At 67.2% G+C, this 13238-nt stretch carries 12 protein-coding genes; 8 read left to right on the top strand and 4 right to left on the bottom strand.

The window, feature by feature from the left end; all coding sequences use genetic code 11:
• Positions 1 to 397 precede the first annotated feature (397 nt).
• Entirely contained in the window at positions 398 to 967 is a 570-nt protein-coding gene (locus ASD86_RS02910) for a nuclear transport factor 2 family protein (protein WP_082577995.1), read from the top strand.
• Positions 968 to 1101: 134 nt separating this feature from the next.
• Here the strand turns inward: ASD86_RS02910 and ASD86_RS02905 are convergent, their stop codons facing one another.
• On the bottom strand, positions 1102 to 2391 hold the full coding sequence (locus ASD86_RS02905) for an amino acid deaminase (RefSeq protein WP_056107095.1): 1290 nt from the start codon (positions 2389 to 2391) through the stop codon (positions 1102 to 1104).
• 386 nt (positions 2392 to 2777) lie between these two features.
• On the opposite strand from ASD86_RS02905, the gene ASD86_RS02900 reads away from it, so the two are divergent.
• Positions 2778 to 4133 carry a Gfo/Idh/MocA family oxidoreductase gene (locus ASD86_RS02900; RefSeq protein ID WP_056106621.1) on the top strand — a complete coding sequence of 452 codons (1356 nt, stop codon included), beginning with the start codon at positions 2778 to 2780 and terminating at the stop codon, positions 4131 to 4133.
• Positions 4134 to 4208: 75 nt separating this feature from the next.
• Here ASD86_RS02900 and ASD86_RS02895 read toward each other — a convergent pair whose 3' ends face one another.
• A complete protein-coding gene (locus ASD86_RS02895; RefSeq protein WP_056106619.1) occupies positions 4209 to 5345 on the bottom strand; it encodes a M23 family metallopeptidase in 1137 nt (378 codons plus the stop codon).
• Between the two features lie 269 nt (positions 5346 to 5614).
• Between ASD86_RS02895 and ASD86_RS02890 the strand changes: the two genes are divergently transcribed.
• Positions 5615 to 6679: an arginase family protein gene (locus ASD86_RS02890; RefSeq protein WP_200957167.1), complete on the top strand. Its 1065-nt coding sequence runs from the start codon at positions 5615 to 5617 to the stop codon at positions 6677 to 6679.
• A 118-nt stretch (positions 6680 to 6797) separates the two neighbouring features.
• On the opposite strand, the gene ASD86_RS02885 is transcribed toward ASD86_RS02890, so the two are convergent.
• Together ASD86_RS02885 and ASD86_RS02880 are read right to left on the bottom strand one after the other, a co-directional pair.
• The gene (locus ASD86_RS02885; protein ID WP_056106616.1) at positions 6798 to 7634 is read right to left on the bottom strand and encodes a hypothetical protein; all 837 of its coding nucleotides are present in this window, start codon (positions 7632 to 7634) and stop codon (positions 6798 to 6800) included.
• Between the two features lie 94 nt (positions 7635 to 7728).
• A complete protein-coding gene (locus ASD86_RS02880) occupies positions 7729 to 8424 on the bottom strand; it encodes an AraC family transcriptional regulator (RefSeq protein WP_082578048.1) in 696 nt (231 codons plus the stop codon).
• A gap of 164 nt (positions 8425 to 8588) precedes the next feature.
• Between ASD86_RS02880 and ASD86_RS02875 the strand changes: the two genes are divergently transcribed.
• The 5 genes from ASD86_RS02875 (at position 8589) to ASD86_RS02855 (ending at position 13238) form a co-directional block, all read left to right on the top strand.
• Entirely contained in the window at positions 8589 to 9527 is a 939-nt protein-coding gene (locus tag ASD86_RS02875; RefSeq protein WP_056106612.1) for a 4-hydroxyproline epimerase, read from the top strand.
• A gap of 3 nt (positions 9528 to 9530) precedes the next feature.
• Complete coding sequence (locus ASD86_RS02870; protein ID WP_056106610.1) at positions 9531 to 10631, top strand: FAD-dependent oxidoreductase; 1101 nt, start codon at positions 9531 to 9533, stop codon at positions 10629 to 10631.
• Positions 10628 to 10885: a 2Fe-2S iron-sulfur cluster-binding protein gene (locus ASD86_RS02865; RefSeq protein ID WP_056106608.1), complete on the top strand. Its 258-nt coding sequence runs from the start codon at positions 10628 to 10630 to the stop codon at positions 10883 to 10885. Before ASD86_RS02870 ends, ASD86_RS02865 begins: the two co-directional genes overlap by 4 nt.
• Complete coding sequence (locus ASD86_RS02860; RefSeq protein ID WP_056106606.1) at positions 10878 to 12263, top strand: FAD/NAD(P)-binding oxidoreductase; 1386 nt, start codon at positions 10878 to 10880, stop codon at positions 12261 to 12263. The genes ASD86_RS02865 and ASD86_RS02860 overlap by 8 nt, the downstream gene beginning before the upstream one ends.
• Positions 12264 to 12326: 63 nt before the next feature.
• Positions 12327 to 13238, top strand: a complete 912-nt coding sequence (locus ASD86_RS02855; RefSeq protein WP_056106604.1) for a dihydrodipicolinate synthase family protein — start codon at positions 12327 to 12329, stop codon at positions 13236 to 13238.

Raw genomic sequence — 13238 nt, 5'->3', positions numbered from 1 at the left:
CATCCTGTCTCGGTGGCGCACGGCGCACATCCATGTGCGCCGCCCTTCGGGTGTGCTGTTGCTGACGCGAGTCCGTGGCTTCGCAGCGCTGGATGAACGACGAAACTTCTAACTCGAGCATGAAGGCCATGCCACGACCGGAACCGGTTCCGGAACCCAAGCCAAGCCAAGCTGATCTGCAAGTGCCAAGAAAGTAACTTGCCGTTTCAACGGCGGCAGCGGTGAGCTTGGTTGAATCTCTGGGGCATGGGGATCGTAGAAACCACGGCCTCGGACCCATCGCGAAATCGCGGCGTCTACCCATCGGCAGGCCAACCATCGCCCGGTGTCGAATGGCACAGGCGCCCGCGTCGTGCCGGCCTTAAGGTGCGCCGATCCACTGCCATGAGACCCCGCGATGAACCGATTCGTCCCAGCCGCCGCCCTGGCCGCGATGCTCTGCGCAGGCATGGCCGGCTCCGCGCTCGCCGCGTCGGACAAGACGGCGGCCCCGGCGGCCGCGGTCGAAACGGCCAAGCCCGCCGCGCCCAAGAACGAACCGGCCAAAGGCGACCCCGCGAAAGGCGGCTCCGCCCTGTACGACACCGTCGCCGGGCTGGACACGCAGATGTTCGATTCGTTCAACCGCTGCGACGACCCCGCCCAGTTCAAGCGCCATCGCGCCCTGTTCGACGACAAGGTCGAGTTCTACCACGACAACGGCGGGGTCACCTGGACGCGCGAGGAAATGCTCGGCAACGTGCGCAAGAACGTCTGCGGAAAATTCCGCCGCGAGTTGATCCCGGGAACCTTGCGCGTGTACCCGATCAAGGACTTCGGCGCGATGGAGATCGGCGAACACCGCTTCTGCGCGACCGGCGAAACCACCTGCGCCGGGCGCGGCGAGTTCATCCTGGTCTGGCATCGCGTCGGCGAACGCTGGCAAGTCACCCGCGCGATCAGCTACGCGCACCGTCCCAACGACTGAGGCAACAGCGTCATGCCGTGTCGTCTTGACGGCTGTCGACGCTCCGGCTTCGCCAGCCTCGGATCGGTTGGGCTCAATACGCCGACCGCACTGGCATCATCGCAATGCGATAGACGGGCACCCGGCGTCGTTGTTCAGAAGAACGTATTGATCGCACCGGTGACGCGATAGCCGTCGTCGGTCAGCAGCATCAGCGGCCACTTGTCGAAGGTGGTGCACGGATGCGAGATGCCGCTGCCGACCAGATCGCCGACCTGCAGCGGATGCTCGACCGGCAGTTCCAGATAAGCGTGTTGATCGTTCATCTTGACGATGCGCGCATCGCGCATCGGCCGCGGCGCCGGTTGCCCGGGGCGATGCCAGATCAGCGGACGCGGCAGGTCGATGTCGTAGGACGCGTCGCGCTTGCCGAGGGTCAACAGCGCCAGCCCGGGCTCGGGTCGCGACTGCACCATCGCCCATACCTCCAGCGCCGGTTGCAGGCCGTGGCGGAAACTGGCGTCGTGGCGGGTGCGCATTTCCTGTTGCAGTCCATGGTAGAGGCCGTGGTCCGACGTCAGATAGCAGCCGGAACGTAGTATTCGCCGCAGCGGACGCGAGGTTTCGCCCACGCGGTCGAACGCATCGGCAACGAAGTCAAAATACGCCGAGCCGCCGGCACTGATCAGGATCTCGTCGCCGTCGAATAGTCGTTCGGCATCGCAACGTTGGGTCAGCGCGACCATCTGAGTCAGCAACGACTGCACTCGCTGCAGGTCGGCATCGCGATCGGCACCGACCCACAGGCCCTCGTAGCCTTCGATCCCGGCCAGCGACAGATGCGAAGCCGCATGCACCTCGTGCGCGAGCCGCGTCGCCGCGTCGAGACCGCGCACGCCGCTGCGTCCGCCGTCGGCGCCGAGTTCGACCAGCACCGGCAGGCGCCGCTGCGGCGCGACCTGTTGCATCAACTGATTCAAGCGCTGCACACCGGCACTGGAATCGACCAGCACCCAAGCCTGGAAATCCGCTTCGTCGCGCAGCAGCGCGGCCAGGCTTTCGATATCGGCGATCGCCACCGGCTGGTTGGCCAGCAGCACTCGCTTGACGCCGAAACGATGGGCCACGCGCAACTGCGGAATGGTCGCCAGGGTGATCGCCCAGACGCCGGCGTCGAGTTGGGCCTGGAACAACTGCGGGCTCATCGTAGTCTTGCCGTGCGGCGCGAGCAGGGCACCGGCGCGGTCGACGAAGTCGCGCATCCAGGCGATGTTGTGGTCCAGCGTCGATTGCCGCAGCACCGCGACCGGGTAGGACAGCAATCCATCGAGTACGTTGAGGCCCAGTTCGCCGAGCGTGTCCTGGCGCAGCGGCTGCTGCAGGGCCAGGCCCTTGGTGCCGGGCTGCAGCCACTGGTGCGCGAGTTCGCGCAGCGCGTCGTTCATCGGACTGCTCCATTCATCGCGGTGCTCCAAGGTAGTTCGGATGTCATCGATCGCATCGGCGTCGGCCAGGGTTCGATCGAAGATGCCGATCATGCGCGTCCGGGCTTGAGGCGGTAGTCAGACTGCGTCACATCTTTCGTTTTGGAAAATCCAAAAAAATGATCTTTCGTATTGTGGTCAGAGACTAGCAAATACGCCTGTATTTATGCATTGTTCGGCGTGAAGCGCATTCGTGGACCACGCAAGCCGATTCAAAAGTTGGAGCACGCGGATGAGGTCCGATCGAAAGATATGGATCGAAGCCCATCGCTCGCCAAGCGCTTCGCATCACCGACCGTATTCAAATCCTCCCGTCTCCACTCCAACGCACCGATCGAGGCACCCGCATGAACCGACGCGATTTTCTCGCCACCTCCGCGACCGCGAGCACGCTGCTGGCCAGCAGCGCGTTCACTCCGGCGTTCGCGCGCGCCCGCTCGAAGCTGCGGATCGGCCTGATCGGCGTGGGCATGCGCGGCCAGGTCCATCTGACCGAATTGCTGCGCCGCGAGGACGTGGACGTGGTCGCGCTGTGCGATGTCGAACCGATCATGCTCGAGCGTTCGCTGGCGATGATCGCCAAGGCCGGCAAGGCCAAGCCCACGACTTACGGCGCCGATGGCGACCTCGACGCTTACCGCGCGATGCTGGCCAAGGGCGGACTGGACGCGGTGATCATCGCCACGCCGTGGGAATTCCACGCCGCGCAGGCGATCGCGGCGATGCAGGCGAAGGTCGCGGTGGGTTGCGAGGTGGTAGCCGGCCTCACCCTCGACGATCACTGGCAGGTGCTGCGCGCTCAGCAGAGCACCGGCACGCCGTACATGCTGCTAGAAAACGTGTGCTATCGCCGCGACGTGCTGGCCGCGCTCAACATGGTGCGACAGGGACTGTTCGGCGAAATCGTGCATCTGCAGGGCGGTTATCAGCACGATCTGCGCGGGGTCAAGTTCAACAGCGGCAATCCCGATCAGCCCTATGGCAGCGGCGTCGAGTTCGGTCCTAAGGCGTGGTCGGAAGCGCGCTGGCGCACCGAGCATTCGGTCAAGCGCGACGGCGATCTGTACCCGAGCCATGGCATCGGCCCGTGCGCGATGGCGATCGACATCCACCGCGGCAACCGCTTCACCCATTTGAGCGCGTTCTCGAGCAAGCCGCGTGGCCTGCACGACTACATCGTCAAGAAGGCCGGGCCGGAGCATCCGAACGCGAAGGTGAAGTTCAAGCTCGGCGACATGGTGACGACGCAACTGCTGTGCGAGAACGGCGAGACCATTGTGTTGCAGCACGACACGTCGCTGCCGCGTCCGTATTCGCTGGGCTTTCGCGTGCAGGGCACCGACGGGCTGTGGATGGATCTCAACGAGTCGATCCACATCGAAGGCAAGAGCCAGCCGCACAAGTGGGACAAGGCCGCTGACTGGTTCGCCAAGTACGATCATCCGCTGTGGCAGCGCTTCGCCAGCGCCGCCGCCGATGCCGGCCACGGCGGCATGGATTTCTTCGTCATCAACGCCTTCGTCGAAGCGCTCAAGGCCGATGCGCCGATGCCGATCGACATCTATGACGCGATCGCCTGGAGCGCGATCACGCCGCTGTCGGAGCAATCCATCGCCGAGCACAAGACCTTGGAATTCCCGGATTTCACCAACGGCAAGTGGAAAGACCGCAAGCCGATCTTCGCCTTGAACGATCGCTACTGAGGCTAGTCGCCCGAGATCGGCGCGAGCGCTCGCTCGTGGGTGGGCGTGATGCCCGCCCACGAAACGCTCCGTCGTTCAAGGCTTGGCGTCGAACCCGATCACCGCGTTGTCCAGCGGCATCTGCGCCTGCCGCGCTTGTGGCTTGGCGTCGAAGGCCGAGGTCGAATCCAGCGTCTGATCGATCGATCGCGTACCCGAATAGCTGAAGGCGTCGAACACGAACGGCAGGCCTTCGGATTGCTCGAAGGTCGGCGCGTTCGACACGTGCAAGTGCAGATGCGGCCCGCCGGTGTTGCCGGATTGGCCGAGCCGGCCGAGACTCTGGCCGCGACGCACGCGTTCGCCGGTCTTCACCGCCACGCTGCCGCGTTGCAGATGCGCGTAATGCACATAGGTGCGCGGCGCGATTTCCAGGATTACATAATTGCCGTACAGCGCGTCCGCGCTCAGCATGGCCGGTTCGGACTGCGGCGACAGCGGCGCGTGTTCGGCCTCGCCGTCGCGCGCGCCGCGCACGATGCCGTCGGCCGCGGCCAGCACCTCGGCGCCGTAGCCGATCCAGTCGGCATGCTTGCTTTTGCGCGGCTCGATGCCGTCGCGCACGGCATGGCCGCGCGCGTCCAGGCCGATCAGATCGAGCGCATAGCGTTGCGGAATGGTGGCCTCGCCATTGGCCACGACCAGGCTGCCCCAGTGATGCGACTGCGAATTCGACGGACCTTCGTAGGCCAGCCATTGGCCACCGCGCAACGGCGGGCCCAGCACCACGGGTGACGCGCTGGCCAGCGCGACCCGCGCGCCGTCGACCCAGAGCGTCGTGCCTTTCGTGGTTTCGAATTCGATCCGATGACGCAGGCTCGTCGGCGCGGGGCGTCCGGCCGGCAGGGTCAGCCAGACGAACAGCTCGCCGCGCAGGCCGCCGCCGATCGCGACGCCGTCGTCGGGCTTGGCGCCCTCGGGCGCGCGCGGAAGGCCGATGCGCTGCAGGGCCTCGCCCTGGAAATCCGCGAGCGCGGTGTCGCTGTCGTCGGCGTATACGGTCAAACGTTTGACCCGCAGCACGCCGGTGTCGCGGTAGAAGTTGCTCAGGTGCAGTTCGTAGGCGAGATGAGCAGCGCCGTCGGTGGCCGCGACCGCGGCCGGCGCCCACGGCACCCGCGCTTCGACCGGCGCCTGCAGGGCCGGATCGAGCGCTGCGCTGCGTGCCGGCATCGGCGTGGCGATGGCCGTTAGAAGAATCAGCCCAGCCAGCGCCGATCCGAGCCGTGGCGCTGCGCGCCGATTCAGTGCGATAGCCATCGATTGTCCTGGATGACGCCGGTCGGCGCGGATCGGCGGAAATGCTACCGCACCGCGCGGGCGTTGCCGCTGCGCCGTGATGCCAGTCCGACGACGACCGTCGGTCGGTAACTGTTAAAAACAAATTGACAGGTTTGGAAGAAACTAAATAACCTCTGAAAAACGATTTAAAGGTTAAGACGATGCGTCATGCCCGCGAGCGGTGGCTGTCCGGCGCCTGGCTGCTGTGCGCGGCGCTCACTGCCTGCGCGGACACGCCGTCCGGCGCGTCGGCCGCATCCATCCGATCCGAACCCGAGTCCGCCATGCCGATCGCGCCGTTCCTCGTGCTTATCGATGCGCCAAGCAATCTCGGCCTGCGCCCGCCGCGACCCGGCGTGGAGCCTGGCGTGCGGCGCATGCCCGACGCGCTGCGCGCAACCGGTCTGTTGCGGCGTTTGCGCGCGCACGATGGCGGCCGGGTCGAGGCGCCGGCGTATTCGTCCGAGCCCGATCACACGATCGGTTTTCGCAACGGTGCGGCGATCGCCGACTACAGCCAGACCCTCGCCGATCGCCTGTCGCCGTGGCTGCAGCGCAAGCGGTTCGTGCTGATGCTCGGCGGCGATTGCAGCGTGCTGCTGGGCAGCGGCCTGGCCTTGAAGCAACACGGCCGCTACGGGCTGGCCTTCGTCGATGCGCACGACGATTTCTCGTTCGTGCGCGATCGCCGGCGCTATCAGGGCCACTTCGCCGCGGCCGGGCTCGACCTGGGCCTGTCGACCGGACACGGGCCGGCGGCGTTGTCGAATCTGCGCGGGCAGTCGCCGTATTTCCGCGGCGAGGATGTGGTCCATCTGGGCCTGGTGACCACCGACGACGACCGCCGCGACTACGACTTCGAAAGTTTCGAGCGCTCCGGAATACACAGCATCGACGCCGATACGATCCATCGCGACGGCGCGCGGCAGGCCGGAGATCGCGCGCGCGCCCGCCTGGAGGCGATGCCGACCGAAGGCTATTGGATCCACGTCGATGCCGACGTGCTCGCGCAGCGGGTGATGCCGGCGGTGGACTCGCCGAACCCCGACGGTCTCGATTTCGAACAACTGCGCGCGCTGTTGGCGCCGTTGCTCGCCAGCCCGAAGGCGATTGGCATGGAGTTGACGATCTTCGATCCGGAGCTGGACCCGGATGGAATGCTCGCGCGTCGATTGAGCGATGCGGTGGTGGGCGCGTTCGAGGACAGTGGGCGGTTGCGCGAGTGAGCGGGCAGCGTTCGGGCGACGCGGGAGCTGGAGCCCGTTCCGCCCATGATCGCGTCGCCGAGCGGTCTATCGGTCGAGCGAATTCAGCGCCTGCCCTATTCGCCCTATTTGCCGCGAATCATTCAAGACTCGAAGCGAAACAAGTCACCCGGAAACCCGAATACCGCGACGTCAGCTGCGCTTTCACCGAATCGGGAACCGCCACACCATCAAGCCACAGTCGCCGCAAGTTCGGCAGCTGATCCAGCAGTGGCAGCAACGATTCGATCAGAATCGGCTCATAGCCCTGGGAGCTGCCGACCGACAGGTATTCCAGCGCCGGCAAGCCGCGCAGCAGATACAGATCGTCCACGCTCAGCGAGATCGCCCAAAGGTCCAGCTCGCGCATCTGCTTCAACTCGCAGATCGCCTCGAGACCGGCTCGCGAAATCGCGGTCCGCCCGGCGTGCAGACTGGTCAGCTCCGGCAAGCGCGCGAGTTGCGCCGCCATCGCATCGTCGAACGGCGTCGCTTCGACGTCCAGAGTTTGCAGCGTACTCAGTCCCATCAATGCATCGAACGATCGCGGTGTGAGTCGCGAACTCTGGATGCCGAGTTCGATCAGGCCCGGACAGCGCGCAACGTCCAGCAGATCCACTTCGGGCAAACCCGTCAGCTCACGAAAGACACGCAGGTCCTTCGCCCGAGCGAAGCCGCCGGGCCGGCCATTCGGAAGGATGCGTAGGACGTCGAGTTCGCGCAGCCCGGCGATGGCCAGTACGTCGCGTATCGACGCGCGGCTGACGTCGCAATTGAGATTGAGTTGTCGCAGCGACGGCAGCGTGCGCAACAACTTGCTGCGCGTCGTGGTCAGGCTGCCCATGGAGTGCAGGGTCAGTCGAGCGATCGGCCCTTGCGCGGCGATGTCGTTGGCATCGAAATTCTCGTCCAGCGTTTGCCAATCGTCCGTTTGCATAGACCACGGCCGACATCGAAGACCTGCGCGGATGATCGAGGCCGCACCCGGCCGGGTCAACCCGTTTGGTCGGGCATCGGATCGGGCCGGCGCATCAGTCGGCCAATGCGCCGAGGTCGGCCTGCAAGGTCCGGTAATCCCGCGGCGCCATCCCCACCGTCGCCTTGAATTGCCGCGCGAACGCGCTTTGATCGGAAAAACCGCAGGCCAGCCCGACCTGGGCGATGCTGGCGTCGCCACGCAGATGGTGCATCGCCGCTTCGATACGCAGCTTGGTCAAGCTCTGCTGCGGGGTCAGTTGGAAGACTCGCTGGAAGTGCCGCTCCAGTTGCGCCACCGACAGGTTCGCCAACTGCGCCAGCGCGGTGACGCGCAGCGGGCCGGCGTAATGCTGCTGCATGTGTTCGGTGACCCGGCGCAGGCGTTCGTAGGTGGGGTCGCGTCCGTCGGGCGCGCCGAGGTCGCGCGACAGGCCGACCAGTCCGCAACCGCCGTCGGACAGGGGCAACGGCCGCTTGCCGGTCAGGCACCAGCCCGGTTGCCGGTTCGGGTACAGATGCACTTCCAGTTGGTTTTCGATGATGTCGCCGGTGAGCACGCGCCGATCCTGCAGCGCATAGCGTCCGCCCAGGCGCGCGGGAAACAGGTCGGCGACCGCGCGGCCGATCACGTCCTCGCGTCGCTTCAGGCCCAGGCGCCGCACCAGGGTCAGGTTGGCGTGGGTGTAGCGGCCGGCGGCGTCCTTGACGAAGAACACCACGTCCGGCAACGCGTCGCACAAGGTCTGCATCAGGCCGGCGTCGATGCGGACCGAAGCGTCGTTGAGGCTGGCGGTGGGCGAGGGCATGGCGGCGGACACGGCTGGAGCGGGTTGAGGCGATTATGCCGAATTCCGCATCCGCCGCCGGCAAGCTGCGCTAGACCGCGACCGGCCCTGGCCGCGAGCATGGACGGATGCACAGCCTCGACATCATCGACTCGCACACCGGCGGCGAACCCACCCGCGTGGTGATCTCCGGATTCCCCGATCTCGGCGCCGGCAGCCTGGCGCAACAGCGCGAGCGCTTCCGCGCGCAGTTCGATCACTGGCGCAGCGCGATCGCCTGCGAGCCGCGCGGCTCGGACACGGTGGTCGGCGCGCTGTTGCTGCCGGCGCAGGCGGCCGATGCCTGCGCGGGTGTGATCTTCTTCAACAACGTCGGTTACCTGGGCATGTGCGGGCACGGCACGATCGGGCTGGTGCGCACCTTGCAGCACTTGGGGCGGATCGCGCCGGGCCGGCACAGGATCGAAACGCCGGTCGGAACGGTCGGCGCGGAATTGCACGAAGACGGCAGCGTCTCGGTCGACAACGTCGAAAGCCGTCGTCACGCCACTAATGTCAGCGTGCAGGTCGACGGCTACGGCGAAGTCAGCGGCGATGTCGCCTGGGGCGGTAACTGGTTCTACATCGCCAAGACCACGCGCGAGATTTCGCTGGCCACGCAACGCGAATTGACCGCGTACGCCGAAGCGATCCGCCACGCCCTGGTCGCGGCCGGGATCACCGGCGCCGACGGCGCCGAGATCGATCACATCGAACTGGAAACCGTGTCGGCCACGCCCGGCATCGACGGACGCAATTTCGTGCTGTGTCCTGGTCTGGCCTACGACCGCTCGCCGTGCGGCACCGGCACCAGCGCCAAGCTGGCGTGCCTGGCCGCCGACGGCAAGCTCGCGCCGGATGCGGTGTGGCGGCAGGAAAGCGTGCTCGGCAGCGTGTTCGAAGGCCGTTATCGCCTCGGCGAACACGGCGTGCTGCCGACCATCACCGGCAGCGCCTACATCACCGCGCGCGCGCAATTGCTGATCGACGACAACGACCCCTTCGCCTGGGGCGTGGTGGCGCGCTGAGCGATGGCGGCCTTCGACCTCATCGTGATCGGCGCCGGCATCGTCGGCACCGCCTGCGCCGAACTCGCCGTGCGCGAGGGGCTGCGCGTGGCCGTGGTCGAATCCGGCGCGGTCGGCGGCGGCGCGACCGCGGCGGCGATGGGGCATCTGGTGGCGATGGACGACGATCCGGCCGAGCTGGCCTTATCGCGTTATTCGCTGGGCCTGTGGGAGCGTTTCGCGACCTTGCCCGAGGCCGAATTCAGCCGCTGCGGGACCTTGTGGGTGGCGCGCGAGGCGAGCGAGTTCGCCAGCGTTCCGGCCAAGATCGCGCGACTGGCCGCGGCCGGCGTGGACGCGCGACAGATCGATGCGGATGAGTTGTATCGCCTGGAACCGGCGCTGGTCGCGGGTCTGTGCGGGGGCATGCTGGTGGCCGACGAGGCGGTGGTGTATCCGCCGCGGGTCGCGCTGCATCTGCTCGGCCTGGCGCGTGAGGGTGGCGCGAGCTGTGTGCTGGGTCGGCGCGCGGTCGCGTTGAGCGCCGACGGCGTGCGGCTGGACGATGGCGCCGAACTGGTTGGTCCGGTGTTGGTCGCAACCGGCTGCGCCTTGCCCGAGTTGCTGCCGCAGTTGCCGATGCGTTCGCGCAAGGGCCACCTGGTCATCACCGAACGCTATCCGGGCCGTGTGCGGCACCAGTTGCTGGAGTTGGGCTATGCCGATAGCGCGCATGGCGACGCCGACAGCAGCGTCGCATTCAATGTGCAGCCACGTCCGACCGGGCAGATCCTGATCGGTTCCTCGCGCGAGTTCGGCGTCGACGATCGCGAGGTGTCGCCGGCGATGCTGCGGCGCATGCTCGAACGCGCATTCGCGTTCGTGCCGATGCTGCGCGAATTGCAGGCGCTGCGGGTGTGGACGGGATTCCGCCCGACCACCTTCGACGGCCGGCCGTATATCGGCGCGGTCGCCGATCGCGCGCACACCTGGGTCGCCGCGGGCCACGAGGGCCTGGGCGTGACGACCGCATTGGGCACCGCGCAGTTGCTGATTGATCAAATGCTCGGCCGCGCACCGGCGATCGATCCGTTGCCGTTCCTGCCGGCGCGGGTGTTGCAATGACGGCGCCGAACGTGTGTCTGCATATCGACGGTGTCGCGGTCGAGGTGCCGGCCGGGGCCAGCGTCGCCGCGGCAATCGCGACCCGCAGCGAGGTCGCGCTGCGTTTTCGCCGCTCGCGCTCGGGCGAGCCGCGCGCGCCCTTGTGCGGCATGGGCGTGTGTTTCGAATGTCGGGTGACGATCGACGGCGTCGCGCATCAGCGCGCTTGCCTGACCGTCGCGCGCGAGGGCATGCAGGTGCGTTGCGATGACTGAGCGCTGCGACGTGCTGGTGATCGGCGCCGGTCCGGCCGGACTCGCCGCGGCGTGTGCGGCCGCGTCGCACGGCGCGAAGGTGGTGATGGTCGACATGCAGCCGCGCGTGGGCGGACAAGTGTGGCGGCAGGACCTGCGCAAGCCGGCGGTCGCGGCGGCGCGCGAAGCCTTCGCCGAACTGTCGGCGCAACCCGCTGTCCGTTGCCTGCAACAGGCGCACGTGGTCGCGGCGCGGCCTGGCTACGTATTGATCGAACACGCCGGTACGGCGATGGAACTGCATTACCGCGCCCTGGTGCTGGCGACCGGTGCGCGCGAACTGCTGCTGCCGTTTCCGGGCTGGACCTTGCCGGGCGTGACCGGCGCCGGCGCATTGCAGGCGCTGGTCAAACAAGGCTGGCCGATCGCCGGCAAGCGAGTGCTGGTCGCAGGCAGCGGTCCGCTGTTATTGGCCGCGGCGGCGACGCTGCATGCGCATGGCGCGCAGGTGCTGGCGATCTGCGAACAAGCGCCGGCCGCGCAACTGCGCGGCTTCGCGATGCAGTTGTGGCGCTGGCCATCCAAGCTGGTCCAGGCCGCGGGCCTGCGCGCGCGTCTGGCCGGGGTCCCGTATCGCAGCGGAACCTGGGTGCGCAGCGCATCGGGCAATCAGCGCGTGACTGAGGTCGAGATCGAAAGCGCGCGCGGCGTTGAACGCATCGCTTGCGATCACCTGGCGGTCGGTTACGGCCTGGTGGCCAACACCGAATTGGCGCAACAGCTTGGCTGCGAATTGACGATGCAGGACCGGCACCCACACGTACGCGTGGACACCCGCCTGATGACCAGCGTGGCCGATGTGTATGCGGCCGGCGAAGCCTGCGGTATCGGCGGCGTCGACACCGCGCGCATCGAAGGCGCGATGGCCGGCTGTTTCGCCGCAGGCGCCGACAAAGAGGCCGAAGCATTGCGCGTGCGCCGCGATTACGCCCGCGCCTTCGCCGAACTGCTGCCGCGCCATTTCGCCTTGCGTGAGCAGATCCATCTCGCCGCGACGCCGCAGACCGTGGTCTGCCGCTGCGAGGACGTGAACCTGTCGCAATTGCATGGTCATCGCGCCTGGCGCGCGGCCAAGCTCGCGACCCGCTGCGGCATGGGCAGCTGCCAGGGCCGCATCTGCGGCGCGGCGCTGGCCGAGTTGCGGGTGTTCGACAACGCGCTCGCGGCCGCGAACGCGGCGAATCCGAATCCGAATTCTAATCTGAATCCGAATCCGCTTCCCCCGACACCGGCCACGACCGCGCACGGCGCGCGACCGCCGGTCTTCCCCACCCGGTTGGCCAGCCTCGCCGGGTCTTTTTCTTCCGAGGGCGAGTCGGCCGCTCAATCCAAGCCTTAGCCCGATCCCGCTTCGTCCTTCCCTTCGCCTTCCCTTCATTCCCGAACACAAGGAACCAACCTCATGGCCAACGCAAGCTTCTGGCGCGGCGTCATCCCCGCGATCACCACGCCGTTCAACGCCGACGGTTCGATCGATCACGAGTTTCTCGGCCGCCACGCCAACACCCTGATCGACGCCGGCTGCGTCGGCATCGTGCCGCTGGGCTCGCTCGGCGAGGCGGCGACGCTGAGCTTCGACGACAAGCTCGCGATCCTGCGCACCCTGGTCAAGGCCTTGAACGGCCGCGCGCCGGTGATTCCCGGCATCGCCGCGCTGTCGACCGACGAAGCGGTGCGGCTGGCGCGCGAAGCGCAGGCGATCGGTTGCGCCGGCCTGATGGTGCTGCCGCCGTATGTGTACTCAACCGACTGGCGCGAGATGAAGGCGCACGTCAGCGCGGTGATCGCCGCGACCGATCTGCCGTGCATGCTCTACAACAACCCGGTGGCCTACAAGACCGATTTCGTGCCCGAGCAGATCGCCGAACTCGCCGCGCAGTTCCCGAATCTGCAGGCGGTCAAGGAATCCTCGGCGGACGTGCGCCGGTTCGCGGCGATCCGCGCCTTGCTCGCCGATCGTCTCGATCTGCTGGTCGGCATGGACGATGCGATCGTCGAAGGCGTGGCGATGGGCGCGACCGGCTGGATCGCCGGCCTGGTCAACGCCTATCCGAAGGAATCCGTGCAGTTGTTCGAACTCGCCCGCGACGGCGGTGCGCCCGCGGCCGCCGAGCTGTACGCGTGGTTCCTGCCGCTGCTGCGCCTGGACACCGTGCCGAAGTTCGTGCAGCTGATCAAGCTGGTGCAAGAGCGCGTCGGCCTGGGCAGCGAGCGCGTGCGCGCGCCGCGACTGGTGCTCGACGGCGCCGAACGCGCGGCGGCGCTGGCGGTGATCGAACACGCGATCGCCGTGCAGCCGAACGCGGGGCGCTGA

The sequence above is a fragment of the Lysobacter sp. Root690 genome, from assembly GCF_001427785.1.
In the GTDB taxonomy this organism is placed as follows: Bacteria; Pseudomonadota; Gammaproteobacteria; order Xanthomonadales; family Xanthomonadaceae; genus Lysobacter.
The sequence above is the reverse complement of the archived record's forward strand: the minus strand, read 5'-3'. Positions and strand labels throughout refer to the sequence as shown.